Below are 25,672 nucleotides of genomic sequence, written 5' to 3' on the forward strand. Positions count from 1 at the left end.
TTGTTACGCCAATATTACAGTTCTATTTAAATCTATCAACTGACAGATACAAAAATAATTTTTCAAGAATAGGTTTAATAAAGATAAAGATCAAAAGATTAAACACTATACTAGGACTTAGTTGATAAATAATAAAATCCGTCACAGACTCATTGGAGAAACCATAGAATAAGGCAAAGCCAAAATTTATGGTATCAAAGAGAAATAAGAATAAAAACATTAACAAAAAATCAACATAGGTATTTCTCTTAACAATTCGACCTAGCTGAGTTAACAGATAGCATAACAGTGGCAGAGTTAGAATCACTATACCAACTGTTTTGAAATAATAGGTATCATAAAGAAATCCAAAACAAACTAGGTAAAGAAATGCATACTTATTTGGAAAATCAAGAGTTAAGATGAAGATATAAATAATAAAAAGGTGAGATGATAGAAAAAATTCAGGAGATAAATAATGATTAAGTATCATCGAAATATGACCATCCCATAGAAAAGGAACAATACTCAGTAAGAAAGGAATAATAGAATACTTGGATAATTTCATATTATTTACCATCTCCAACTAAAGTAACATAAGAAATTTTATTAAAATCAGCATAAGGTTTTACCAAAATCGTACGATTTCCTTCATAATCAATAACAGAGTCTACAGTACCAATTGGAACATCCTTTACTGATACATCATCAAGACCACTTGTGACTACTTCAGTGCCGACCTTAACGTTAGAAGATGAATTGAGTTGTGTCATCTCTAATAGCTTCTTTTTATTGTCATAACGTGATATAATCCCGAAAATCTGATTATCGTCCTCTGATTTAACACTAGATGCAAGGTAGCTATCACTAGAACTACTAGAGAGTAAAGAAATAGTTGTTGTATCATCATAAACTTTAGTTACAAAGCCAATAACTCCACCATTAGAAGTTGCTAGCATAGATTTACTAACATTCTTAGACTTACCCACATTAATAGTTAACTCTTTTAACCAAGTCACAGAAGGTCTCATAGAAACTTCAGCAGTGAGAACATTATCACGACTTAGCTTGTCCGAAAGATTAAGCGATGCTCTTAAAGAATCATTCTCTTCTTGCAAGTTAGAAATAATAGCCGATTGATTCTCTAAATTTGATAAAGATTTTTTTAAATCACGATTCTCAGAATAAGTTGATAAAAGATCAGAAAGAACATTGTGAGATTTTGATAGTGCAGTAAATGGAACAGAAACCACAGAGTCTACTTTTGTAACTAAACCAGATACATTAAAAGAGATATCCTTCGTTAATTTATTATTAGTAAAGACAAAAGAAAAAAGCATTACAAAAAATAGAATAATAATAAACCCATAAAGAAGAAATCGATAAAAACTATTTTTCATTTTGTCACCTCAAAAAAAGAAAACGAATTATCTAAAAGATAATTCGTCATAATAGTACGGAGAATGGGGGATTCGAACCCCCGCGCCAGTTACCCGACCTAACGATTTAGCAAACCGTCCTCTTCAGCCTCTTGAGTAATTCTCCAATATGGGCACGAGTGGAATCGAACCACCGACCTCACGCTTATCAGGCGTGCGCTCTAACCATCTGAGCTACGCGCCCAAGCAAATGCTTGGCTATAATATCCAAATAAAGCGGGTGACGAGAATCGAACTCGCGACAACAGCTTGGAAGGCTGTAGTTTTACCACTAAACTACACCCGCTTAACAAAATGGCGCGAGACGGAATCGAACCGCCGACACATGGAGCTTCAATCCATTGCTCTACCAACTGAGCTACCGAGCCATATTGCGGGAGCAGGATTTGAACCTACGACCTTCGGGTTATGAGCCCGACGAGCTACCTAGCTGCTCCATCCCGCGTTAATTATAAGGAGGATGTGGGATTCGAACCCACGCACGCTTTTACACGCCTGACGGTTTTCAAGACCGTTCCCTTCAGCCGGACTTGGGTAATCCTCCAAATATTATAATTAATATATGGACCTTGTAGGACTCGAACCTACGACCGCTCGGTTATGAGCCGAGTGCTCTAACCAGTTGAGCTAAAGGTCCAAGAAATCCATATACATAGCGGCGAAGGGGATCGAACCCCCGACCTCCCGGGTATGAACCGGACGCTCTAGCCAGCTGAGCTACACCGCCATAAATCGGGAAGACAGGATTCGAACCTGCGACCCCTTGGTCCCAAACCAAGTGCTCTACCAAGCTGAGCTACTTCCCGATAAAATGCACCCTAGAGGAGTCGAACCTCTAACCGCCTGATTCGTAGTCAGGTACTCTATCCAGTTGAGCTAAGGGTGCTCATTCTTATATTATGCCGAGGACCGGGATCGAACCGGTACGAAAGTTTCCTTTCGCAGGATTTTAAGTCCTGTGCGTCTGCCAGTTCCGCCACCCCGGCTCCTCAAGCGAACGACGGGATTCGAACCCGCGACCCCCACCTTGGCAAGGTGATGTTCTACCACTGAACTACGTTCGCATTTTATGCCGGCTACATGAATTGAACACGCGACCCTCTGATTACAAATCAGATGCTCTACCAACTGAGCTAAGCCGGCTAACTTTTCTAATGCGGGTGAAGGGACTTGAACCCCCACGCCGTTAAGCGCCAGATCCTAAATCTGGTGCGTCTGCCAATTCCGCCACACCCGCATATATGACCCGTACTGGGCTCGAACCAGTGACCCATTGATTAAAAGTCAATTGCTCTACCAACTGAGCTAACGAGTCTCAAATATTTCTACTTGAACGGTCCCGACGGGAATCGAACCCGCGATCTTCGCCGTGACAGGGCGACGTGATAACCGCTACACCACGGGACCTATGGGAGTTAACGGGATCGAACCGCTGACCCTCTGCTTGTAAGGCAGATGCTCTCCCAGCTGAGCTAAACTCCCTTTGCGCTAAGCGACTACCGTATCTAACAGGGGGCAACCCCCAACTACATCAGGCGTACTAGGGCTTAACTTCTGTGTTCGGCATGGGAACAGGTGTATCTCCTAGGCTATCGTCACTTAACTCTGAGTATTCTCAACTCAAAATTGAATATCTATACTGTATCAAGAAACCAAATCGTTGTCAATATGTCTCAGTTACTTTCTTTGGATAAGTCCTCGAGCTATTAGTATTAGTCCGCTACATGTGTCACCACACTTCCACTTCTAACCTATCAACCTGATCATCTCTCAGGGCTCTTACTGATATAAAATCATGGGAAATCTCATCTTGAGGTGGGCTTCACACTTAGATGCTTTCAGCGTTTATCCCTTCCCTACATAGCTACCCAGCGATGCTCTTGGCAGAACAACTGGTACACCAGCGGTAAGTCCACTCTGGTCCTCTCGTACTAGGAGCAGATCCTCTCAAATTTCCTACGCCCGCGACGGATAGGGACCGAACTGTCTCACGACGTTCTGAACCCAGCTCGCGTGCCGCTTTAATGGGCGAACAGCCCAACCCTTGGGACCGACTACAGCCCCAGGATGCGACGAGCCGACATCGAGGTGCCAAACCTCCCCGTCGATGTGAACTCTTGGGGGAGATAAGCCTGTTATCCCCAGGGTAGCTTTTATCCGTTGAGCGATGGCCCTTCCATGCGGAACCACCGGATCACTAAGCCCGACTTTCGTCCCTGCTCGAGTTGTAGCTCTCGCAGTCAAGCTCCCTTATACCTTTACACTCTGCGAATGATTTCCAACCATTCTGAGGGAACCTTTGGGCGCCTCCGTTACCTTTTAGGAGGCGACCGCCCCAGTCAAACTGCCCGTCAGACACTGTCTCCGATAGGGATAACCTATCTGGGTTAGAGTAGCCATAACACAAGGGTAGTATCCCAACAACGCCTCACTCGAAACTGGCGTCCCGAGGTCATAGGCTCCTACCTATCCTGTACATGTGGTACAGATACTCAATATCAAACTGCAGTAAAGCTCCATGGGGTCTTTCCGTCCTGTCGCGGGTAACCTGCATCTTCACAGGTACTAAAATTTCACCGAGTCTCTCGTTGAGACAGTGCCCAAATCATTACGCCTTTCGTGCGGGTCGGAACTTACCCGACAAGGAATTTCGCTACCTTAGGACCGTTATAGTTACGGCCGCCGTTTACTGGGGCTTCAATTCATACCTTCGCTTACGCTAAGCACTCCTCTTAACCTTCCAGCACCGGGCAGGCGTCACCCCCTATACATCATCTTACGATTTAGCAGAGAGCTGTGTTTTTGATAAACAGTTGCTTGGGCCTATTCACTGCGGCTGACCATAAGTCAGCGCCCCTTCTCCCGAAGTTACGGGGCCATTTTGCCGAGTTCCTTAACGAGAGTTCTCTCGCTCACCTGAGGCTACTCGCCTCGACTACCTGTGTCGGTTTGCGGTACGGGTAGAGTATAATTAACGCTAGAAGCTTTTCTTGGCAGTGTGACATCACTAACTTCGCTACTAAACTTCGCTACCCATCACAGCTCAATGTTATAGATATAAGCATTTGACTCATATCACACCTCACTGCTTGGCCAGATACTTCCAATCGTCTGGTTTAGTTAGCCTACTGCGTCCCTCCATCACTATATACTCTAGTACAGGAATATCAACCTGTTGTCCATCGGATACACCTTTCGGTCTCTCCTTAGGTCCCGACTAACCCAGGGCGGACGAGCCTTCCCCTGGAAACCTTAGTCTTACGGTGGACAGGATTCTCACCTGTCTTTCGCTACTCATACCGGCATTCTCACTTCTATGCGCTCCAGCACTCCTCACGGTACACCTTCTTCGCACATAGAACGCTCTCCTACCATACCTATAAAGGTATCCACAGCTTCGGTAATATGTTTTAGCCCCGGTACATTTTCGGCGCAGGGTCACTCGACTAGTGAGCTATTACGCACTCTTTGAATGAATAGCTGCTTCTAAGCTAACATCCTAGTTGTCTGTGCAACCCCACATCCTTTTCCACTTAACATATATTTTGGGACCTTAGCTGGTGGTCTGGGCTGTTTCCCTTTCGACTACGGATCTTAGCACTCGCAGTCTGACTGCCGATTATATCTCGTTGGCATTCGGAGTTTATCTGAGATTGGTAATCCGGGATGGACCCCTCACCCAAACAGTGCTCTACCTCCAAGAGACTTAACATCGACGCTAGCCCTAAAGCTATTTCGGAGAGAACCAGCTATCTCCAAGTTCGTTTGGAATTTCTCCGCTACCCACAAGTCATCCAAGCACTTTTCAACGTGCCCTGGTTCGGTCCTCCAGTGAGTTTTACCTCACCTTCAACCTGCTCATGGGTAGGTCACATGGTTTCGGGTCTACGACATGATACTAATGCGCCCTATTAAGACTCGGTTTCCCTACGGCTCCGTCTCTTCAACTTAACCTCGCATCATATCGTAACTCGCCGGTTCATTCTACAAAAGGCACGCTCTCACCCATTAACGGGCTCGAACTTGTTGTAGGCACACGGTTTCAGGTTCTATTTCACTCCCCTCCCGGGGTGCTTTTCACCTTTCCCTCACGGTACTGGTTCACTATCGGTCACTAGAGAGTATTTAGGGTTGGGAGATGGTCCTCCCAGATTCCGACGAGATTTCTCGTGTCTCGCCGTACTCAGGATACTGCTAGGTATAAAGACTATTTCGAATACGAGGCTATTACTCTCTTTGGCCTACCTTCCCAGGTAGTTCTTCTATACTCTTTAAGTCCACGTTGCAGTCCTACAACCCCGAAGAGTAAACTCTTCGGTTTGCCCTCTTGCCGTTTCGCTCGCCGCTACTAAGGCAATCGCTTTTGCTTTCTCTTCCTGCAGCTACTTAGATGTTTCAGTTCACTGCGTCTTCCTCTACATTACCTTAACAGTAATGAGTGACAGGCATTACCTGCCGGGTTCCCCCATTCGGACATCTCTGGATCATTGCTCACTTACAGCTCCCCAAAGCATTTCGTCGTTAGTCACGTCCTTCATCGGCTTCTAGTGCCAAGGCATCCACCGTGCGCCCTTATTAACTTAACCTTATTTTGGTCTTTCGACCTAACTCATTAAATATTCACAGCGTTTCGGTTTATTTTCTTGTTACTATCTATATGTAATTAATTACATATGGAATTTGATATAGATATTCAATTTTCAATGGACAATACTTGAATCTTTCGATTCAATGGAGCCTAGCGGGATCGAACCGCTGACCTCCTGCGTGCAAAGCAGGCGCTCTCCCAGCTGAGCTAAGGCCCCACAAGACCTCTCAAAACTAAATAAGAAACTCAAGTACATTCCGTTTTTCCTTAGAAAGGAGGTGATCCAGCCGCACCTTCCGATACGGCTACCTTGTTACGACTTCACCCCAATCATCTATCCCACCTTAGGCGGCTGGCTCCAAAAGGTTACCTCACCGACTTCGGGTGTTACAAACTCTCGTGGTGTGACGGGCGGTGTGTACAAGGCCCGGGAACGTATTCACCGCGGCGTGCTGATCCGCGATTACTAGCGATTCCGACTTCATGTAGGCGAGTTGCAGCCTACAATCCGAACTGAGATTGGCTTTAAGAGATTAGCTTGCCGTCACCGACTCGCAACTCGTTGTACCAACCATTGTAGCACGTGTGTAGCCCAGGTCATAAGGGGCATGATGATTTGACGTCATCCCCACCTTCCTCCGGTTTATTACCGGCAGTCTCGCTAGAGTGCCCAACTGAATGATGGCAACTAACAATAGGGGTTGCGCTCGTTGCGGGACTTAACCCAACATCTCACGACACGAGCTGACGACAACCATGCACCACCTGTCACCGATGTACCGAAGTAACTTTCTATCTCTAGAAATAGCATCGGGATGTCAAGACCTGGTAAGGTTCTTCGCGTTGCTTCGAATTAAACCACATGCTCCACCGCTTGTGCGGGCCCCCGTCAATTCCTTTGAGTTTCAACCTTGCGGTCGTACTCCCCAGGCGGAGTGCTTAATGCGTTAGCTGCGGCACTGAATCCCGGAAAGGATCCAACACCTAGCACTCATCGTTTACGGCGTGGACTACCAGGGTATCTAATCCTGTTCGCTCCCCACGCTTTCGAGCCTCAGCGTCAGTTACAGACCAGAGAGCCGCTTTCGCCACCGGTGTTCCTCCATATATCTACGCATTTCACCGCTACACATGGAATTCCACTCTCCCCTTCTGCACTCAAGTTTGACAGTTTCCAAAGCGAACTATGGTTGAGCCACAGCCTTTAACTTCAGACTTATCAAACCGCCTGCGCTCGCTTTACGCCCAATAAATCCGGACAACGCTCGGGACCTACGTATTACCGCGGCTGCTGGCACGTAGTTAGCCGTCCCTTTCTGGTAAGCTACCGTCACAGTGTGAACTTTCCACTCTCACACTCGTTCTTGACTTACAACAGAGCTTTACGATCCGAAAACCTTCTTCACTCACGCGGCGTTGCTCGGTCAGGGTTGCCCCCATTGCCGAAGATTCCCTACTGCTGCCTCCCGTAGGAGTCTGGGCCGTGTCTCAGTCCCAGTGTGGCCGATCACCCTCTCAGGTCGGCTATGTATCGTCGCCTAGGTGAGCCGTTACCTCACCTACTAGCTAATACAACGCAGGTCCATCTTGTAGTGGAGCAATTGCCCCTTTCAAATAAATGACATGTGTCATCCATTGTTATGCGGTATTAGCTATCGTTTCCAATAGTTATCCCCCGCTACAAGGCAGGTTACCTACGCGTTACTCACCCGTTCGCAACTCATCCAAGAAGAGCAAGCTCCTCTCTTCAGCGTTCTACTTGCATGTATTAGGCACGCCGCCAGCGTTCGTCCTGAGCCAGGATCAAACTCTCATTAAAATCTTTAATAATTGTTCGAGCGTTAACTCATTACCGTCGTCTGACGATTTATTCTTGTAAATTGACAGGTTATAATTCTTCTATCATAACCCTGCACTTGGTTTCTTATTCAGTTCTCAAAGGTCTTTGTCTCTCTTAAGACAACTCCTATATTCTAGCAAATCTAGAATAACTTGTCAACACTTTTTTGAAGTTTTTTTACTTCTTGTGTTCGCCGCCTCTTCCGAAACAGCTTATTTATAATATCATCTCTGACTTATCTTGTCAATAACTTGCAGTGATTTTAATTTTCTTTTTTTATAATGCTTTTAAATGGTATTTTTTCTCTCGATTTTACTTTAAAAAAAAGAAGAGTAAAACTCCTTACTCTTCTTCATCTTTATTTTTATTTTCAATTCTTTCTTTGACTTCGTCGTAAGATAGGGCATGGTTATCCTCTTCTGAGTCTGCAAGAGAATCCACCGGCATCTTACCAGTCTCATAAATTGACTTGATTTGTGCAGCATCGAGTGTTTCATACTTAAGCAAAGCTTCTGCAATGAGAGCATGTGTTTCTCGGTTTGCATTGATAATTTCAGCCGCTTTATCGTGTGCCTCAACTAAAAGTGATCGAATTTCTTCATCAATAAGTTGAGCTGTATGAGCTGAGTAAGACTTATCTGTCGTAAATTGTCCTGGATTCATCGCATGATTTCCCTCATATTGGACTGGTCCAAGTTTTTCGCTCATACCATATTCAGTAACCATTGCACGTGCCAGCTGTGTTGCTTGCTCAAAGTCATTTGAAGCACCTGAGGTTTGAACGTTGAAAATAATTTCTTCTGCAACGCGTCCACCCATAAGGCCTGCCAATTGTTCTTTTAGCTCATCTTTAGATGACAACATCTGATCCTCTTTTGGTAGAGAAATCATATAACCACCTGCTCGACCTCGTGGAACAATAGTAACCTTGTGAACATCACGAGCGCTAGAAAGTGTCAAACCAACAATTGTATGACCTGCTTCATGGTAAGCCACAACTTTACGTTCATTTTCTGAAACTTGGCGGTCTTTCTTAGATGGTCCGGCAATAACACGATCCTCTGCTTCATCGATATCACTAGCATCAATTCTAGTCTTACTACGTCGTGCTGCAACTAGAGCTGCCTCATTCAAGACATTCTCTAAGTCGGCTCCGACAAAACCTGGAGTTTGTTGAGCCACAACCTTAAGGTCAACATCTTCAGCCAATGGTTTATTCTTGGCATGGACTTTCAAGATAGCCTCTCGGCCTTTTACATCTGGGCGACCAACAAGAACTTTACGGTCAAAACGTCCTGGACGTAGGAGGGCTGGATCAAGAACATCACTACGGTTGGTTGCAGCAATGACAATGATATTCTCATTTCCATCAAAACCATCCATTTCTATCAACAGTTGGTTAAGGGTTTGTTCACGTTCGTCGTTACCGCCGCCCATTCCAGTACCACGACGACGGCCAACCGCATCGATTTCATCAATAAAGATAATAGCACGTTCAGCCTTTTTAGCGTCTTCAAAAAGACTACGAACACGACTTGCTCCGACACCGACAAACATCTCTACAAAGTCAGAACCTGAGATACTAAAGAAAGGAACATCTGCTTCACCAGCTACAGCTTTAGCAAGCAGAGTTTTACCTGTCCCTGGAGGGCCTTCAAGGAGAACACCCTTAGGGATACGTGCACCCAGTGCCTTATATTTACGTGGATTTTTGAGGAAATCTACGACTTCTACAAGTTCTTCTTTTTCTTCTTCAGCACCAGCCACATCTGTGAAACGAACTTTAATATTCTCTTTTGATTGAGTCTTAGCACGGTTGCGGCCAAAATTCATTGCACCGCGGTTACCGCCTTGATTCATCATGAAAAGGAAGAAAATAGCAATCCCAATCAAAGGTAGGTAACTAAAAAGATATGAAATCCAAGCACCACTTGAACTTTCACGTATCATTTTAACATTAACATCAGCTGCTTCTGATGCTGATTGCAATGCCTGCATGGTTGTTTCATTCTGAAGCACAGTTGACGTAAAGCTACGTGTCTCTGATGATGCACCACCTAAAAATGGTAGACTAAGGTCAGTATCAACCTTCTCAGCCTTTTTGTAGCTACCTTTAACTTCAATGATACTACCGTCTGGCTGATAAGTGATAGATTTTACCTTACCATCTTCAATTTTCTTAACCAACTGTGTGTAAGACAATTGTTGACTTGGGCTTTGGCTTCCTCCTGCAAAGTATTGTACTCCGGTTACAACCGCAATAATAACTATGATGTAGAGAAAAGCGTTCCGTAAGAAGCCATTATTATTTTTATTATTCATAAATTAATTAGACCTTTACTTATTTTGTATAAATTTCTTCTTTTAGGACACCGACATAAGGGAGGTTACGGTATTTTTCATCATAGTCTAGTCCGAAACCAACGATAAATTCATTAGGGACATCATAACATACGTAATCTGCCTCAATATCAACAACACGACCCTCTGGTTTATCAAAAAGAGTTGCGATTTTGACTGAATTGGCTTTACGGTACTTGAACATATCTCGAAGATAAAGGAGCGTACGACCTGTATCAATGATATCTTCAATAAAGATGATGTCTCGTCCTTCAACATTAGTGTCAACATCTTTAAGAATCTTTACTTCACCACTGCTGACAGTTCCGCCACCATAACTTGAAACGACCATAAAGTCCATCTCAATATGGGTGTCGATATGTTTGATAAGTTCTGCCATAAATGGAACAGCACCTTTCAAAACACAGACTAGAAGAGGATTTTTCTCCGCATAATCCTCTGTCAGTTGTTGTCCTAGTTCTTTAGTTTTAGCTACGATATCCTCTTGGGAAAAGAGGACTTTTTTAATGTCTTTTTCTAACATTTGGGTTCCCTTTCTCGAAGTCAATATTCTGTTATTATACCACTTTTACTTCAATCATCGTTATTTGAACATGGTATTTGATTAGAAATTCCTATAAATGACTACAGTGCCATAAAGTATAGCATTTTCAGGTCTTTTTTTCAAATAGAGACGCCCAGCAACATAAAGAAAAATAATATGACCATCTTGTTCTCCTACAATGGCTTTTTGACGATCCTTCTCTAAAATCTTATTGTCTATAAACAGTCGTCTTAATTTTTTATGGTGACTACCAAGGTCAATCTTATCGCCTTCTTTTCTATGACGAATCACTATTGGGGCATCTGACCAAATACTAATAGCATCTGTGTTAGAAACGTCATTGAATTCTGAAAAAGTCAAGGTATAAGCCTCAAACTCAACAGATTTTCCAAATTCTAAGAGACAAGGAGGCGATAAAGAAATAGACGCTTCTTTCCTTATCAAGAAATATGTCTGTGTTTTTACTAGTTCGTAACCATTTTTTAGGGGGATCTTTCCTGAAACATTTTTCCTTAGATAACTTATCAATTGATTAAATTGGCCTTTAGAAAGCTGTAAATCAGGAAAGGTATCTAAATAGTTCTGAAGAAGAAAGATCTGGACAGCATCTGACTGTTGCTGAAAAACAGATAAATCAGTAATAGTAATATTCTTTGTTAACTCCCCTAAAGCTTGCTTCATAAGACCAATCTCCTCGGCTAAAAGACAAAGGTGCTCCTTAAATTTAGGATTTTCCTGAGATAAGGTAGGAAGATAGGTCAATCTGATACGATTCCGAAGATAGGCTAGTGACATATTACTCCTATCTTCAAAATGGAAAGTTACGGGAAGCTGATCTTTCGTAAGATGCAAAAAGGGACGAATAATCTGACCAGTACCAAATGGTCTGATAGCTGAAATTCCTGTCAGGTGTCTTAAACGACTTCCTCTCAACAGTCTCATAAAAATCGTCTCTGCTTGATCATCTGCATGATGGGCTGTTACAAGAGCAGAATATTCATAATCTTTCATGACCCGCTTAAAAAACTCATAGCGAAAGGTACGGGCAGCATTTTCTGAAAACTTTCCTGAGAAGGCACTATAGTGAAAAGGGACCTTATGTTCCTTTGCCCAATGACGTAAATACGCTTCTTCATGCTCCGACTCTTGTCGTTGTTTATGGTTAACGTGAGCAATCCCCAACTGAATATCCAAATCTTTTTGATGGTTATACAAAAAGTGCAGCAAACTCATAGAGTCTGCTCCACCTGATACTGCTACTAAAATTTTCTTGTGCTGGTTAAAATAACCCTTGGCTTGCATCATTTGCAACAATTTTTGTGTCATTATTTTAAAATTCCATAAACATCATCTGCAATTGAGGTGATTTTGTCATAGCCCTCTTTATCCGTAAAAATCGATAGAATAAAGGGAGAATCTGCATAAACAATAGCGACGTCATGTTTAAAGTCGTAGGCATCACCAATTTTATGAGCGACAGGCACATCAATGTTTTTGGAAATACGTTCGCCATCATAGTCCGTACTTGAAAGATAATTGATAATATCTCCATTTTGTCTATAAACAGCCTCCATCAAAGTACCTGCGGCTCTAGCAGTCAACTCCTTTTTATCCATATTCCACGAAGTCGCTGCGGCTTTATCTACTGATTTTTGGAAGGCCTTGTCATACTGATTGGTTACATAATAACCTAATATATTTGTCGCTACATTATCTGAGTTTTGGGCTACAGCCTTTAACAGATTTTCCAAGCTATAATTCTTATCATCAGGCATCTTACTAATCTTTCCAGAACCATCTGGATCATAAGCACCTGGAAAACCATTCACAGCAGAGGTATATTGATACTCATCTGATAATGCTAATTTCTCTTGAGACAGACGTTCCTGTGCATAGTAGAGTACACCAAGCTTCGCTACGCTAGCTGCATACATGCTTTTTTCGTCATTGATAGCAGCTACTCGGTTCGTATCAAGCTGTTTAACATAAACTGAAATGCGCTCTTGATTGTTATACTTCTCATTAAGGACTTTTTGAACAGACTCGATGCGATTATCAGTCGTTGACAAATCAGAAGCGTTAATCCACCCCTCTCCGTCTACCAAATAGTAGGTCCCTGCATGCGTCTGAGCTGCTTGGCTAACCTTAATAGGTTTGAAACTAGCGAGTTTAGAGTCAGCTTTTTCGGTTCCTAACACGTAAGGTTCTTTGTATACCGTTAAACCATCTTTAGTCCAGAAGGTCATATCTACTGGTTTTTGATTATAGATACTATCATCCACAATTGATTTCTGACTAGCGGCTACATAATCACCATCTTGAAGTTGGAAAACAGGTTCACCTTTTGCATTCCAAAAAATAGCAGAAATCGATAGTTTGGTATCCGCTTGGATACTGGTTTTAAATTCGGTTAATTCCTTGTTCTTATAAGTTAGGATATTTGTTATCGTTCTTGGATTTTTAGGAATCTGTTTAAATTGACTCAAGCTAGCTGTAGTATTTTGAGTCAATTTTTGAACCTGTTTTGGGGTCAGAGCTAGCTCCTTCTCCATAGGAAGTAGGACTAGAGGGCTAGAAGATACAAGCACAACAGTTGCAGCTATTAAGAGCTTTTTCATGCTTGTTTCTTCACCTCCTCTTTCCTCGGTAATTCCGTTTTAAGTTGCTGATTTTTTTCTGATAGTTCCTCTAACTTGGCTTCTGAATAGGTTAAAAAAGTTTCTACAGTTTTAAGTAAATCTTTCATTAGGGTAATAAGCTTGGTACAGGATAGATAGACTCTCCTTCACGTGAATAATAGTACTTAGCACGCGCATATTTCTCGGCGAAAGCATCATCCTTAAGTTTCTTAGCCAAATCCTTTCGTTCCTTTGTCTGATCTGACAATTTATCATAGTCTTTCTGAAGCGACAAGACTTCCTTCTCTTGCTGTTTGATGTTCATATAGGTCTCAACCAGATTGTAGGTTGGCAAGATAAAGAGTAAAACAACCACAAAGAGAATCCACCCCATAAAGCGATTCCTTTGTTCGTGTTCGGCACGCTCTAATCGTTGCTCTTGATTGGCATTATCAATATAATCATTCGTAAGCTGTACAATATTAGGCTTCTTGCTCATCTGCTTCAATCCTTGTTTCACTTATAATCTCGTACATTTTTGTCGCATCTTCTTTTTTCGTACTATCTTTCATTTCTAGAACACGGACAGTCAAGAGTTTATTTCCAAAACGAACTTCCACTTGGTCACCAATTTTTAAATCTGTAGATGACTTAGCGAGTACACCATTTACTTTTATACGCCCTTTATCAGCCACTTCTTTAGCAACTGGACGGCGTTTGATAATTCGTGATACTTTTAAATATTTGTCTAATCTCAATGTTACTGTTTCCTTTTCGTTAGGATATCTCTTCTATGATAGCATTTTTTTTAGAAAATAGGGGACTAAAGCCTTTTCAATACAAAAATAAGAGGATCGACACTAGTCGACCCTCTCAGGAGATTTATGAAAAAGAAAAGTTTTAGGATGTTTTATAGTATAGAGAGACTTACTTAAACTTTCCTTAAGCTTCTTTTTTTTCTTTACGTTCTTTGATTTCCATAAATTTCTGACCAAAAATCTTTAATTCTTCAAGAATTTCATAGTCTTTCTTGTTACGAACATCAAAAGTAATCTCTACTTTCCCCTGGTTATCACTGATTTTTGCTTTTAAATGCGTTTTAGAGATGGCTTCGAAATAATCTTGAGTCAAGAAGAATTTGAGAGAGGCTTTTTCGAAACGAACAGTGATAGTATCGTTCTTACGCTCAACTAATTCTGCAAAGGCAGCATCCAAATAGGCCTTAACCAGACCAATCTCAATGAGATAGGCAACTTGGTCTGGATATTCTCCAAAGCGGTCAATAAGCTCATCTTGAAGGTCTTGATAATCTTTCTGATTCTCAATTTCTCGAATACGCTTATAAATTTCAATTTTTTGGCGCTCGTCAGAAATATAGTCAGAAGGGAGGTAAGCATCAATCTGAAGATTGAACTCTGCATTTCCTTTACGTCGAACTTGAGTTTTACCTTGACGTTTATTGATAGCCTCTTCCAAGAGTTGCGAGTACATCTCAAACCCGACTGAGTCGATGAAACCACTTTGAGAAGCACCAAGAATGTTCCCTGCACCACGAATTGATAAATCACGCATGGCAATTTTGAAACCTGATCCCAGTTCTGTAAAGCCCTTAATAGCATCCAATCGCTTCTCAGAGACTTCCGTCAACACTTTGTCAGGACGATACATGAGATAGGCGTAAGCAATTCGATTACTACGTCCCACACGACCTCTCAACTGATAAAGGGTAGATAAGCCCATATGATCTGCATTCTCAATGAAGAGAGTATTAACGTTGGAGATATCAATCCCTGTCTCGATAATGGTCGTTGCTACCAATACATCGTAATCACCATTCAAGAAATCCAAGAGGGTATTCTCCAACATAACCTCACTCATCTGACCATGAACAAATCCGATACGTGCTTCAGGGACTAGCTCATGTAATTCAGAAACTTTTTGATCAATGGTTTCAACACGATTATAAACATAAAAAATCTGACCACCTCGGTCCATCTCTCTTAATATCGCTTCTCGAATAAGACCAGGATTGGTTTCCATAACATAAGTTTGAACTGGATAACGGTTGGTAGGTGCTGTCTCAATAATCGACAAATCACGAATACCTAACATAGACATATGAAGCGTACGAGGAATAGGTGTCGCAGTTAGAGTAAGGACATCAACTTTAGCTTTCAACTCCTTAAGTTTCTCTTTATGCTTCACGCCAAAACGTTGTTCTTCATCAATTACTAGCAAGCCTAAGTCAGAAAACTTAACATCTTTAGACAGTAGGCGGTGAGTACCAATAATAATATCAATACGCCCTTTAGCTAGATTTTCAATAGTCTCATTCTGCTCTTTTTTACTTCTAAAACGACTGAGTTCATCTACTTCAACGGCATGATTTTCAAAACGCTCTTTAAAATTCAAATAGTGCTGATGGGCAAGAACCGTTGTAGGAACTAAGATAGCAACTTGCTTTCCATCATTGACTGCCTTGAAGGCGGCACGCATAGCTACCTCTGTCTTACCAAAACCAACATCACCAACCAAGAGACGATCCATGGGTTTGTCTGACTCCATGTCTGCCTTAATTTCCTTGATAGAACGCAATTGATCCTCTGTCTCAGCATAGGCGAAATCATCTTCGAAATCTCTTTGATTATCATCATCTGGTGAAAAAGCAAAACCTTTAAGTTGACTACGCTCAGCGTAAAGTTTTAAGAGATCATCAGCAATATCCTCTACTTGCTTACTTACTTTTTGTTTAGTCTTTTGGAAACGCCCATCATTGAGTTTATTAATTTTAGGCTCTTTTCCGTCCGCTGACACATACTTAGAGAGACTCTCAATCTGCTCAACAGGTAGAGAAATTGTTGCAGCATCCTGATATTGGATGGTCAAGTAGTCACGATGCACCCCTTTAATCTCAATAGTCTCAATACCTTTAAATTGTCCGATACCATGAGTCTGGTGTACAACATAATCACCTTTTTCAAGCTCATTGTAATCTTTTAGACGCTCAGCATTGGAAACGTGACTGGCACGCGCACGACGTTTTACTTTTTTATGGAAAATCTCACGTTCAGTGACCAGAACAAGCTTTTCATCAGCAAAGTAAAAACCATTGGATAAGTTTCCTAGAACTAATTGAGGCTTATAAGGAATCAAATCTCCAAAACTACTAAGTGGTAAATCTAAATCATATTCTTCCAAGGTTTCCTTCAAAGATTTGAGTTGCTTTTCAGACCCCACTTGTAAAATAACTGTAGCCTTATTCTTGGTATAGCGATGTATTTCATCAACTAGAAGTGGAAACTGGTTAAAGAACTCCTGCATAGGGTATTGCGTGAATTGATACAACTTATCAAATTTAAGATTTCCCAAACCCTTATGAAAATTCGAAAAGAAACTAGCTGGCTGATAGTTACGTAAAGTCTTAAATGAATCCACTAAGTAGTTTAGATGACTCAGAGACTTGCCTTGGTGAAGATCCTCAGTTAAAAGATTAGCCACCTCCAATTCAAGACGTCCATGGCGGTCCACTATCTTTTGAAAATCATCAATGAATACAGGAGTTCCCTTTGGAAGGTAGTCAAATAAGGTATAAGCCTTATCATAAAAGAGAGACAAAAACTTACGTAAATCTTTATGACGGTGGCCATCAATCGTAACCGACAGAACTTCCTCAAGGTAAGCCTTATGAGGACCTTCTGCCTTCGAGACCGCACTTTCTAGGGCCTTCTCAGCACGTTGGTAATCTTCTCTTGTTAAGATAATATCATCTGCTGGTGATACGATAACATGCTCTAAATTGTCTAAAGATTTCTGACTATCGCTATCAAACTGACGAATGCCATCAATCTCGTCTCCAAAAAATTCTAAACGGTAGGGGAGCTCTGATGTCAGTTCATAAATATCTAAAATATCGCCCCTCCGACTAAACTCACCAGGTGAGAGAACCTGTTCTACTCTTTGGTATCCAATATGAGTCAGATGCTTACTGAGAGCCTCTAAATCATGTTCCTCCCCTGGTGTTAAGTCAATGCGAGAGTCTTTATAAACCTTAGGGTTAGGCAAATGTAACTTAGTACCAACTAAACTCGTGACCAAAACCCCACTGGCCTCTTTATCCATTAAAAAATTAAGACTTTCAAGACGAGAATGGGTCTTTTCTGGAGAAGCGAAGATAAACTCTGCAGCTACTACATCATCTGCAAAAAAAGAATAAACCTTATCCTCTCCTAAGATAGCTGACAAATCTCCTGTCAGTTGCTCAGCTTCATTTTGTGTTGAAGTAACGATTAAAATCTTAGGAACTTGCTCAGAAAGAGCGGATGCCATGACAACTGCCTTGCTGGAACCAGAAAATCCCATGACCAACTGCCTACTCAATAGGGTTACTTTATCACGCCACTCAAGCAATTGATGATTCTTCTCAAAAAGATCTAATAGAGTATTAGCCATTATAACGCCTCATAGTATCTTCGAAATCATTGGTTTTCAGGTAATGATTGAGGGCTGTCTCTACCTTGTCTAAAGTCAGTAAAATTGTGGCATAGTCGTCTTCACTAAATTTTCCAAGGACATGATTAACGACCGTCATTCCTTTCTGTGGACGGCCAATACCAATTTTTATACGGTCAAATTCTTGAGTGCCAGTTTCAGCAATGATAGATTTAATACCATTATGACCACCCGCTGAACCTTTTTGACGAAAGCGCAATTTCCCAACTTCCATATCTAAGTCATCGTAAATGACGATAAAATCCTCCATGGGAATATTGTAATAAGCTAGTAATGCTCTAACAGCTAGACCTGATAGATTCATAAAGGTTGTTGGTTTCACAAAATAAACCTTCTCACCGTTTAAAAAGGTCGAAGCCACTTCAGCCTTAAAGGTCCTTTCTTCAGAAAAAGTTAATCCCAGTTCCTTAGCCATTAGGTCAATAGCCATAAAACCAACATTGTGACGTGTCTCATGGTACTTTGAACCAGGATTTCCCAAGCCAACTACTAATTTTGTCATTATTTCTCCTCTTTGATAAACAGCAAAAGGACTGAAAAATACTTTTCAGCCTTGTGCACTATTTTTTATTTTCTAAACGTTGAAACGGAATTCCATGATGTCGCCATCTTGGACAACATATTCTTTTCCTTCTTCACGAAGGCGACCAGCTTCCTTAACAGCTTTCTCAGAACCATATTTAATGAGATCATCGTAAGACATGGTTACGGCACGGATAAAGCCTTTCTCGAAGTCAGAGTGGATAATTCCGGCTGCCTGTGGTGCCTTGATACCGCGTTTAAAGGTCCAAGCACGCACCTCTTTTTCACCAGCAGTGAAGTAAGTTCCAAGACCAAGCAAGTGATAGGCTGCGCGTGTCAGTTTATCAACTCCTGATTCTGTCAAACCAAGGTCTTCTAAGAACATCTCCTTATCTTCATCATCCAACTCAGAAATTTCTTCCTCAACACGTGCCGAGATAACAACTACTTCTGCATTTTCAGTCGCTGCAAACTCACGAATTTGCTTCACATAATCAATATCATCAGGATTTGCGACTTGATCTTCATCAACGTTAGCCACGTAAAGCACTGGTTTTGTTGTCAAAAGGAAGAGTCCCTTAACAATTTTTTGCTCTTCCTCAGTAAAATCAATCGTACGTGCAGACTTACCATCTTCTAGAACAGGTTTAATCTTTTGAAGAATGTTAAACTCTGCCACAGAATCTTTATCTTTTTGTGTACGTGCAATTTTTTCGACACGCGCATAACGTTTGTTAATTGATTCAAGGTCAGCCAAAATCAATTCTAGATTGATTGTATCAATATCAGCCATCGGATCTACAAAGGCATCCTCACGCCCTTGTTCACGCATAACGTTTTCATCATCGAAAGCACGAACGACATGGACAATCGCATCTACTTCACGAATATTCGCCAAAAACTTATTTCCAAGACCTTCACCCTTTGATGCTCCTTTTACGATACCTGCAATATCTGTAAACTCAAATGTGGTTGGAACTGTCTTTTTAGGGGTAATAAGTTCAGTCAGTTTCGTCAAACGCTCATCTGGTACCTCAACCATACCGACGTTTGGATCAATTGTTGCGAAAGGATAGTTAGCAGCTTCCGCACCCGCTTTTGTAATTGCATTGAAAAGAGTTGATTTACCAACGTTTGGCAAACCAACGATACCTGCTGTTAAAGCCATTAATTTATTTCTCCATAAAAAAGTAATTCAGTTAATTATAACACAAAAATTGTTAAAAATAGGCAACTTCCCTTTGAGAATCATAAAAAGGAAAGCAAGGCAAAGAATGCTATAAAGAAGATGATTAGGGACTTTAGAAAGTCTTTATATTGCTAGTGAAGTAATTTTCTTAACATAAAACTCTCGTTATATAGTCTCTCCAACATCTGTTATAAAACCTTCTTAAGTTTCTTCTCGAAATCATGACGACTCATCATGACCACATGATCACAATTCGTACAACGAATCTTAATGTCAGCTCCAAGACGGATTACTTCCCATTCATTAGCTTTTTTTCCTGTTGCTTTGATAGTACAAGCATGTGGTTTTTTCATTTCAACTAAACTTCCAATTTGGTACATAAATTCCCTTTCTAGTAAAAAAGTTATCCACAGTGGATAACTTTTTCGATTTTAGTTTGTTCTTACAGGTGTAATCAATTGAATAAAATTCTCACTGTCATCTGCTGGCGTCAATGTAAATGGACGTACTGGTGAAATGAAACGTACACGGACAGTTTCACTCTTAAGAGCTTTCAAAGCATCTATTAGGTAGGTTGGATTGAAACTAATGACCAAATCACTACCTGAAACATCTTGCACGTCAATATCCTCATTCACCTTTCCGACTTCTGGCGAATTAACATGGGCACTGACACTACCATTAATGATTTCGAGTTTAACGGTACCACTTTGACTAGCATTAGAAATCAAATATGAACGTTCCATAGCAGAACGAAGGCTAGCAGTCTCAAAAACAACTTCTGTTTCAAATGAATCGGACAAGAGACGATTAGTGTCTGGATAATTTCCTTCAAGTAAACGTGTATAGAAAGAAATTGTTTCACTACGGAATAGAATTTGATTTATTGAGAAGAAGACCTCTAAGTTTTCAATATCATCGCTAAAGACTGCCGACAATTCTTTAAGTGAGCGACTTGGGATTACGACATCAAAGTTATCTGCAGAATGCTCCAGAACAAGTTGACGTTGACTCATTCGGTGAGAGTCAGTTGCTACAGCTTTGAGATCTTTATGATTTGAAAGAACAAAGTGAACTCCGGTTAAAATTGGACGACTTTCTTGTGTGCTTGCTGCAAATGAAGTTTCAGCAATGATAGATTTTAACACTTTTGTGTCCATGAGTAATGGTGTCAAGCTATCAACTTCCTGAATACGGGGATATTGTTCAACATCTTTCCCTTTTAAAGTAATCTCTGATTTACCACTCTTTAGTAAAACTTGGTATTGTTCGATTTCTTCAAAAGTAAGGGTAACATCAGGCAAGCTTGAGACAACATTAATGAAAAAGTTTGCTTCCAAAAGAATACTACCTGGCTGTGTAATTAATAGACCTGCATTTTCTTCCGAAACTGAAATACTATTTTCAATTGAGATTTGCCCGTTTGATCCTGTTAAATAGATACCATCACTGTTAACTTCGATTTTAATCGTCGATAGAATTGGGATAGCATTTTTAGAAGAAATAGCACGGCGAGTCGTATGAAGTGCTTGTAAGAAATAAGCTTTATTAATCGCAAATTGAATCATGATGCTCCTTTATTTTTATTAGTATTATTTTAGTAGTAGTAGTAGGTCTTGTGGACACTGTGCATAAGTCTACAAAACATAGTTTTATCAAGGCTTTGAACTTGTGCACAGCCTGTGGAAAAGTTTGAATGATTTTTAATAGTTATCCACAAGTGTCATTTTATCTTGTTTTTGATGGTATCAATTTCAATGCGTAAACTGTCATCTTGGGCAATCATATTTTTGATTTTATTGTATGCATGTAAGACAGTTGAGTGGTCTCTTCCGCCAAATTCTTTTCCAATTTTTGGAAGGGAGTTATCAGTCATTTCACGCGCAAGATACATGGCTACCTGACGTGCCAAGACAATATTTTGTGTTCGTTTAGTTGCCTTAATTTCTTTTACAGTGACATTATAAAATTTCCCTACCTCAGTTTGGATATCCTCAATCGGAATAAGAGTTAACTTAGGACCATCCATTTTACGTGCACGAATAGCTTCAGCAGCTACCTCAACTGTGATAGTATCTAACTGGCGAACATTGGCAACTAAGCTAATATCTTTTAAGGCCCCCTCCAAGTCACGGACATTTGAATCAAATTGGCCAGCTAAATACTCAATTGTTTCAGGAGGAAAATGATAATCATAGTCCATAATCTTATTAGTAAGAATGGCCACTCGCGTTTCAAAGTCAGGTGGTGTGATATTGACGGTTAACCCCCATTTAAAGCGCGTGACAAGACGCTCTTCCATCTCGTTCAATTGATCTGGATTACGGTCGCTGGTCAGGACAATTTGTTTATTATTATTGTGAAGGACATTGAAAGTATTGAAGAATTCCTCTTGAGTGGCTTGCGTTGATTTTTTAGCCAATGATTGAATATCGTCAATTAAGAGAACGTCCAGATGACGATATTTAAGTTTTAGTTCGTCCATTTTATCTAAACGGATATGTACAACAAATTCATTAATGAAATTCTCTGCAGTAATGTATTTAATCCGTGCTTGAGGATTATCATGTAAGACCTTGTTTCCAATGGCATTGAGCAAGTGAGTTTTCCCGAGACCAGGTCCTCCGTAAATAAATAGAGGGTTATAAGTAGCTCCTGGTGAATCAGCTACAGCTAAAGAGGCAGCAACTGACCAACGATTTTCATCCCCTTGGATAAAATTATCAAAGGTATACTTACTATTTAAGTCTGAGTCCAATGTAGGAAGAGCAGGGGTCTGCTGTTCCTTTTTATTACCAAAGTCATTATTTGCTACAGTTGAATTTGCCTCGTTTATGAGTGCTTCGTCAAAGACGTACTCAACTTTTATTTCACTATTATAGGCTTCAAAACCAGCCATCAAAATGAAAGATTGCATATTCTTTTCCCAGAATAGCTTTTTGACTTCTTCAAGCAGAATTGTAGCAACGTTATTTTGAACTTTGATGAGCTTGGTATCTAGGACATAATAATCAAAAGTGGCTTGTGTTAGTTCCTCTTTGGCCAGCTCTAAGAGCTTATTCCAAAAAAAATGCTCTTTTTCGGTCATTCCATCAATTCTCCTTCTTTATTCTTGTTCTCTGATTCTATCATAAAACAAAAAAGTTTTCCACAGGTCAGGAGATAAAAGTTTCTCGAGTTATCCACAACTGAAAAAGACAATTCACATTGTGCACAAGAGTTATCCACAAGTTGTGAATAAAAAAAGAAACCCTCGTAAATAAAGGGAGGGCAACATTTTTTTGATGTGGATAAGTTTGTTTCTTTTTTCTCATTAATTCACAGGTCAAATTAGCTTGTTGATAATTCTGTTAAAATCTTCTTCCGTCGAAAAGTGGATCTGAATAGTTCCAGAGTGATTTTTGTGATAACGAAGAGTAACGGGGAGACCAAGTGATTTTTCTAGTTCTTTTTCTTTATCTTTTATGTGAATATCTTTTTTTGATTTTTGTTTTTTAGGAAGTTCTTGAAGTCTTTTTTCCAGAGTACGAACGGACCATTTTTCAGTAAGCACCTGATGATAGATAGTTAATTGCTTTTGGGTACCCTCAACAGATAAAAGCGCTCTAGCATGTCCTTGACTCAGTTTGCCATTTTCGATACTTGTCTGTATCTCTTTGGGAAGTTGGAGGAGTCTGAGAGCGTTACTGATATAGGGCCTGGATTTCCCCATAGCTTTTGCCAGTTCCTCGTGACTGTAAGCTAACTCATTAATTAAACTACGATAGGCCTTTGCTTCTTCAATAGGATTGAGATTCGAGCGTTGTAAATTTTCAATAATAGCTTGTTTACGACTCTCTTGATCTGAGACTTCCTTTACGACTGCAGGGATTTCTGTCATTCCCAGACGTTTACAGGCACGTAAACGTCTTTCCCCAGCAATTAGTTCATAACCAATAATGTCCGATTTTCGGACAATGATTGGCTGTATCAGTCCATTTTCAGCGATTGATTGGCTCAGTTCTGCTAATTCTTCATCAGAGAATTCTATACGAGGTTGAAAAGGATTTGGGTAGATTTCACTAATAGGTAAAGCTTTGAGTTGTTCTTGCATGTTATTCCTTTCCAAAAAAGACCTTTACATTATTGTAAAGGTCTTTTGACAGATTTGTCAATGACTTAGTCAGATAAGTCTTCTGTAGATTTTGTTAATTTAAGTTCTTCAGTTTTCTTCTCTTTACCACGATAGAAGGTTACTTTGATTGTATCTCCGATACTATGGCTGTAAAGATTGGTTTGAATATCAGTTTTTGAGCTGATTTCCTTACCGTCAATTTCAGTAATAACATCATTTTCTTGAAGTTTACCGTCAGCTGGCATACCTTTTTGAACGCTACCGACAACAACTCCAGATTTAACTTCATCTGGCAAATCTAATTTAGAAGTTGCACTGCTAGAAAGGCTATTAAGATCGGCCATTGAGATTCCTAGGGCTGGGCGTGTAACTTTACCGTCTTTTTCCAATTGATTAATGATTTCTACAACATCGTTTGATGGAATGGCGAATCCCATACCTTCAACGGCACTACCAGCAACTGCTGACGTTGATGAAATCTTACTTGAGTTAATACCAATAACTTGTCCTTCAATATTGACTAAGGCACCACCAGAGTTACCAGGGTTAATGGCAGCATCTGTTTGGATAGCATTTGTTGAGACAGTTTCACCATTGTCGTTTTGCATAGTTACGGTACGGCTAAGGCTAGATACGATTCCCTCTGTTACTGAGTTGGCGTATTCGGTACCAAGTGGGCTACCGATAGCAATTGCCTTTTCACCAACTGTGAGGGAGTTTGAATCTGCAAATTCTGCGACGGTTTTTATTTTATCTGAAGAAACTTTGACAACTGCTAGGTCAGAGTAAGTATCTTTACCAACGAGTTCACCAGTAATTTTTGATCCATCTGAAAGCATGATTTCAAGTTTTTTAGCACCATCAACAACGTGGTTGTTGGTTACGATGTAGGCCTCTTTCCCATCTTTTTTATAGATAACACCGGAACCTTCACCAGCGACTTGCAATCCATCAGAATCTTTTGATTTGTCTTGGCTAGAATCAGAACTATCATCTCCACCAAAAATACGACCATAAAGTTCATTTAGGGAATCTGAAGATGAGCCTTCTTGATAATTGATGACAGAAACAACGGCATTTTGTACTTTCTTAACGGCCTTAGTTGTATCTGTTGTATTGTTGTATACGGTCTTAGCTGTTTTAACACCTGTATCTGTTGTATTGGTAAAAGATACCCCTGCTGCTGTTAATAGGATAAAGGCACCTAGTAGACCACCTAGTAATCCAATAACAAGCATTGCAATTGGTGCTACTATTTTTTTCCAGTTAAATTTTTTCACGTTTAGTCCTCCTTTTTGATAAACATATCAAAGTAAGCTTAATTATATCATAAAGTGATTTTAAAAAACAGTTATCAACAGTCTGTGGATAAGTTTCAAAAAGTGTAGATAAAAAGCGATTTTATAGGGATAACTCTAGATGTTTGACACGAAAAAGGTGTGGATAAGGTGTTAAAAGATTGTGGATATGTGCTATAATAAGCCTATGAAAGTTAAATTGATTACCGTTGGAAAACTGAAAGAAAAATATTTGAAAGATGGCATTGCGGAGTATGTCAAACGACTAGGACGCTTCACAAAATTTGAATCTATAGAATTAACGGATGAAAAGACGCCAGATAATGCAAGTGAAGCTGAAAATAAAGCTATCCTAGACAAAGAAGGACAGCGTATCTTGGCTAAAGTAGGTGATCGTGATTATGTCATTGCCTTAGCTATTGAAGGAAAACAATTTCCCTCGGAACAATTTGCTAAAGAGTTAGAGCAAGTGACCCTTAGAGGCTATTCAGATATTACTTTTATTATAGGGGGCAGTTTGGGACTCTCTCCAACAGTAAAAAAGAGAGCTAATCGATTGATGAGTTTTGGTCTCTTAACATTCCCTCATCAGCTTATGCGCCTTGTATTAGTAGAACAAATTTATCGTGCATTCATGATTCAGCAGGGAAGTCCTTATCATAAGTAGAAAA

Annotated in this window: 18 protein-coding genes, 18 tRNA genes and 3 rRNA genes; 1 reads left to right on the plus strand and 38 read right to left on the minus strand. The window is 40.5% G+C overall.

Annotated features, from left to right (window positions below):
* Window positions 1-22 precede the first annotated feature (22 nt).
* The 38 genes from mreD to LG375_RS07105 all read right to left on the minus strand — a co-directional run bounded on the left by mreD (window position 23) and on the right by LG375_RS07105 (window position 24,983).
* A complete protein-coding gene (gene mreD / locus LG375_RS06920) occupies window positions 23-547 on the minus strand; it encodes a rod shape-determining protein MreD (RefSeq protein ID WP_107372435.1) in 525 nt (174 codons plus the stop codon).
* Window position 548: 1 nt separating this feature from the next.
* Window positions 549-1,379, minus strand: coding sequence for a rod shape-determining protein MreC (mreC, locus tag LG375_RS06925; RefSeq protein ID WP_225745545.1), 831 nt, complete (start codon window positions 1,377-1,379; stop codon window positions 549-551).
* A gap of 57 nt (window positions 1,380-1,436) precedes the next feature.
* Window positions 1,437-1,524, minus strand: a tRNA-Ser gene (locus LG375_RS06930).
* Between the two features lie 4 nt (window positions 1,525-1,528).
* Window positions 1,529-1,602: transfer RNA gene (locus LG375_RS06935), tRNA-Ile, on the minus strand.
* Between the two features lie 31 nt (window positions 1,603-1,633).
* Window positions 1,634-1,704 (minus strand) — tRNA-Gly (locus LG375_RS06940).
* A gap of 9 nt (window positions 1,705-1,713) precedes the next feature.
* Window positions 1,714-1,786 (minus strand) — tRNA-Phe (locus LG375_RS06945).
* Window positions 1,787-1,789: 3 nt separating this feature from the next.
* Window positions 1,790-1,863 (minus strand) — tRNA-Met (locus LG375_RS06950).
* 9 nt (window positions 1,864-1,872) lie between these two features.
* Window positions 1,873-1,962 (minus strand) — tRNA-Ser (locus LG375_RS06955).
* A gap of 19 nt (window positions 1,963-1,981) precedes the next feature.
* Window positions 1,982-2,055 (minus strand) — tRNA-Ile (locus tag LG375_RS06960).
* Between the two features lie 16 nt (window positions 2,056-2,071).
* Window positions 2,072-2,145: transfer RNA gene (locus tag LG375_RS06965), tRNA-Met, on the minus strand.
* A gap of 5 nt (window positions 2,146-2,150) precedes the next feature.
* A tRNA-Pro gene (locus LG375_RS06970) sits at window positions 2,151-2,224 on the minus strand.
* 6 nt (window positions 2,225-2,230) lie between these two features.
* Window positions 2,231-2,304: transfer RNA gene (locus tag LG375_RS06975), tRNA-Arg, on the minus strand.
* Between the two features lie 14 nt (window positions 2,305-2,318).
* Window positions 2,319-2,404: transfer RNA gene (locus tag LG375_RS06980), tRNA-Leu, on the minus strand.
* Between the two features lie 6 nt (window positions 2,405-2,410).
* Window positions 2,411-2,482 (minus strand) — tRNA-Gly (locus LG375_RS06985).
* A 6-nt stretch (window positions 2,483-2,488) separates the two neighbouring features.
* Window positions 2,489-2,561, minus strand: a tRNA-Thr gene (locus tag LG375_RS06990).
* Between the two features lie 12 nt (window positions 2,562-2,573).
* Window positions 2,574-2,655 (minus strand) — tRNA-Leu (locus LG375_RS06995).
* Between the two features lie 5 nt (window positions 2,656-2,660).
* Window positions 2,661-2,733, minus strand: a tRNA-Lys gene (locus tag LG375_RS07000).
* Between the two features lie 19 nt (window positions 2,734-2,752).
* Window positions 2,753-2,825: transfer RNA gene (locus tag LG375_RS07005), tRNA-Asp, on the minus strand.
* Between the two features lie 2 nt (window positions 2,826-2,827).
* Window positions 2,828-2,900 (minus strand) — tRNA-Val (locus LG375_RS07010).
* Window positions 2,901-2,905: 5 nt separating this feature from the next.
* Window positions 2,906-3,021 (minus strand): 5S ribosomal RNA (gene rrf, locus LG375_RS07015).
* A gap of 83 nt (window positions 3,022-3,104) precedes the next feature.
* Window positions 3,105-6,004 (minus strand): 23S ribosomal RNA (locus LG375_RS07020).
* 146 nt (window positions 6,005-6,150) lie between these two features.
* Window positions 6,151-6,223 (minus strand) — tRNA-Ala (locus LG375_RS07025).
* A gap of 54 nt (window positions 6,224-6,277) precedes the next feature.
* Window positions 6,278-7,825 (minus strand): 16S ribosomal RNA (locus LG375_RS07030).
* The 16S, 23S and 5S rRNA genes sit together here with 18 tRNA genes alongside, the layout of an rRNA operon.
* A 363-nt stretch (window positions 7,826-8,188) precedes the next feature.
* Window positions 8,189-10,168, minus strand: coding sequence for an ATP-dependent zinc metalloprotease FtsH (ftsH, locus tag LG375_RS07035; RefSeq protein ID WP_073690159.1), 1,980 nt, complete (start codon window positions 10,166-10,168; stop codon window positions 8,189-8,191).
* 19 nt (window positions 10,169-10,187) lie between these two features.
* Complete coding sequence (gene hpt / locus LG375_RS07040; RefSeq protein WP_060972955.1) at window positions 10,188-10,730, minus strand: hypoxanthine phosphoribosyltransferase; 543 nt, start codon at window positions 10,728-10,730, stop codon at window positions 10,188-10,190.
* An 81-nt stretch (window positions 10,731-10,811) separates the two neighbouring features.
* The gene (gene tilS, locus LG375_RS07045; RefSeq protein WP_225745546.1) at window positions 10,812-12,077 is read right to left on the minus strand and encodes a tRNA lysidine(34) synthetase TilS; all 1,266 of its coding nucleotides are present in this window, start codon (window positions 12,075-12,077) and stop codon (window positions 10,812-10,814) included.
* The gene (locus tag LG375_RS07050) at window positions 12,077-13,369 is read right to left on the minus strand and encodes a serine hydrolase (protein ID WP_225745547.1); all 1,293 of its coding nucleotides are present in this window, start codon (window positions 13,367-13,369) and stop codon (window positions 12,077-12,079) included. Before LG375_RS07050 ends, tilS begins: the two co-directional genes overlap by 1 nt.
* A complete protein-coding gene (locus tag LG375_RS07055) occupies window positions 13,366-13,497 on the minus strand; it encodes an SP_0009 family protein (RefSeq protein ID WP_002883955.1) in 132 nt (43 codons plus the stop codon). The genes LG375_RS07050 and LG375_RS07055 overlap by 4 nt, the downstream gene beginning before the upstream one ends.
* Entirely contained in the window at window positions 13,497-13,868 is a 372-nt protein-coding gene (locus LG375_RS07060; RefSeq protein ID WP_002886276.1) for an FtsB family cell division protein, read from the minus strand. The genes LG375_RS07055 and LG375_RS07060 overlap by 1 nt, the downstream gene beginning before the upstream one ends.
* Window positions 13,852-14,127, minus strand: coding sequence for an RNA-binding S4 domain-containing protein (locus LG375_RS07065; RefSeq protein WP_002886275.1), 276 nt, complete (start codon window positions 14,125-14,127; stop codon window positions 13,852-13,854). The genes LG375_RS07060 and LG375_RS07065 overlap by 17 nt, the downstream gene beginning before the upstream one ends.
* Window positions 14,128-14,311: 184 nt before the next feature.
* Window positions 14,312-17,818: a transcription-repair coupling factor gene (gene mfd, locus LG375_RS07070; RefSeq protein WP_225745548.1), complete on the minus strand. Its 3,507-nt coding sequence runs from the start codon at window positions 17,816-17,818 to the stop codon at window positions 14,312-14,314.
* A complete protein-coding gene (pth, locus tag LG375_RS07075) occupies window positions 17,811-18,380 on the minus strand; it encodes an aminoacyl-tRNA hydrolase (RefSeq protein WP_037597255.1) in 570 nt (189 codons plus the stop codon). The genes mfd and pth overlap by 8 nt, the downstream gene beginning before the upstream one ends.
* A gap of 72 nt (window positions 18,381-18,452) precedes the next feature.
* Entirely contained in the window at window positions 18,453-19,568 is a 1,116-nt protein-coding gene (gene ychF / locus LG375_RS07080) for a redox-regulated ATPase YchF (RefSeq protein WP_002883967.1), read from the minus strand.
* Window positions 19,569-19,777: 209 nt separating this feature from the next.
* The gene (locus LG375_RS07085; RefSeq protein WP_037599384.1) at window positions 19,778-19,969 is read right to left on the minus strand and encodes a DUF951 domain-containing protein; all 192 of its coding nucleotides are present in this window, start codon (window positions 19,967-19,969) and stop codon (window positions 19,778-19,780) included.
* A 51-nt stretch (window positions 19,970-20,020) separates the two neighbouring features.
* Complete coding sequence (gene dnaN, locus LG375_RS07090) at window positions 20,021-21,157, minus strand: DNA polymerase III subunit beta (protein ID WP_155198442.1); 1,137 nt, start codon at window positions 21,155-21,157, stop codon at window positions 20,021-20,023.
* A gap of 155 nt (window positions 21,158-21,312) precedes the next feature.
* Window positions 21,313-22,677, minus strand: a complete 1,365-nt coding sequence (dnaA, locus tag LG375_RS07095; protein WP_037599382.1) for a chromosomal replication initiator protein DnaA — start codon at window positions 22,675-22,677, stop codon at window positions 21,313-21,315.
* A 237-nt stretch (window positions 22,678-22,914) separates the two neighbouring features.
* On the minus strand, window positions 22,915-23,682 hold the full coding sequence (locus LG375_RS07100) for a ParB/RepB/Spo0J family partition protein (RefSeq protein WP_195435977.1): 768 nt from the start codon (window positions 23,680-23,682) through the stop codon (window positions 22,915-22,917).
* A gap of 65 nt (window positions 23,683-23,747) precedes the next feature.
* Window positions 23,748-24,983, minus strand: coding sequence for a S1C family serine protease (locus tag LG375_RS07105; RefSeq protein WP_002892211.1), 1,236 nt, complete (start codon window positions 24,981-24,983; stop codon window positions 23,748-23,750).
* Between the two features lie 205 nt (window positions 24,984-25,188).
* Here LG375_RS07105 and rlmH point away from each other — a divergent pair, with 205 nt between their 5' ends.
* Window positions 25,189-25,668 (plus strand): 23S rRNA (pseudouridine(1915)-N(3))-methyltransferase RlmH, encoded by a 480-nt coding sequence (rlmH, locus tag LG375_RS07110; RefSeq protein WP_037598563.1) that lies wholly within the window; start codon window positions 25,189-25,191, stop codon window positions 25,666-25,668.
* The last annotated feature ends 4 nt before the right edge of the window (window positions 25,669-25,672 follow it).

Origin of the sequence: Streptococcus sp. Marseille-Q3604, assembly GCF_916619785.1 — a bacterium.
Classification (GTDB): Bacteria; Bacillota; Bacilli; order Lactobacillales; family Streptococcaceae; genus Streptococcus.

Coding starts and splice junctions, on each gene's coding strand:
- LG375_RS07060 (WP_002886276.1), bottom strand. CDS start 13,868: ATGAGCAAGAAGCCTAATATTGTACAGCTTACGAATGATTATATTGAT.
- mreC (WP_225745545.1), bottom strand. CDS start 1,379: ATGAAAAATAGTTTTTATCGATTTCTTCTTTATGGGTTTATTATTATT.
- rlmH (WP_037598563.1), top strand. CDS start 25,189: ATGAAAGTTAAATTGATTACCGTTGGAAAACTGAAAGAAAAATATTTG.
- dnaA (WP_037599382.1), bottom strand. CDS start 22,677: ATGACCGAAAAAGAGCATTTTTTTTGGAATAAGCTCTTAGAGCTGGCC.
- mfd (WP_225745548.1), bottom strand. CDS start 17,818: ATGGCTAATACTCTATTAGATCTTTTTGAGAAGAATCATCAATTGCTT.
- dnaN (WP_155198442.1), bottom strand. CDS start 21,157: ATGATTCAATTTGCGATTAATAAAGCTTATTTCTTACAAGCACTTCAT.
- pth (WP_037597255.1), bottom strand. CDS start 18,380: ATGACAAAATTAGTAGTTGGCTTGGGAAATCCTGGTTCAAAGTACCAT.
- mreD (WP_107372435.1), bottom strand. CDS start 547: ATGAAATTATCCAAGTATTCTATTATTCCTTTCTTACTGAGTATTGTT.
- ftsH (WP_073690159.1), bottom strand. CDS start 10,168: ATGAATAATAAAAATAATAATGGCTTCTTACGGAACGCTTTTCTCTAC.
- tilS (WP_225745546.1), bottom strand. CDS start 12,077: ATGACACAAAAATTGTTGCAAATGATGCAAGCCAAGGGTTATTTTAAC.
- LG375_RS07100 (WP_195435977.1), bottom strand. CDS start 23,682: ATGCAAGAACAACTCAAAGCTTTACCTATTAGTGAAATCTACCCAAAT.
- LG375_RS07050 (WP_225745547.1), bottom strand. CDS start 13,369: ATGAAAAAGCTCTTAATAGCTGCAACTGTTGTGCTTGTATCTTCTAGC.
- hpt (WP_060972955.1), bottom strand. CDS start 10,730: ATGTTAGAAAAAGACATTAAAAAAGTCCTCTTTTCCCAAGAGGATATC.
- LG375_RS07055 (WP_002883955.1), bottom strand. CDS start 13,497: ATGAAAGATTTACTTAAAACTGTAGAAACTTTTTTAACCTATTCAGAA.
- LG375_RS07085 (WP_037599384.1), bottom strand. CDS start 19,969: ATGTACCAAATTGGAAGTTTAGTTGAAATGAAAAAACCACATGCTTGT.
- ychF (WP_002883967.1), bottom strand. CDS start 19,568: ATGGCTTTAACAGCAGGTATCGTTGGTTTGCCAAACGTTGGTAAATCA.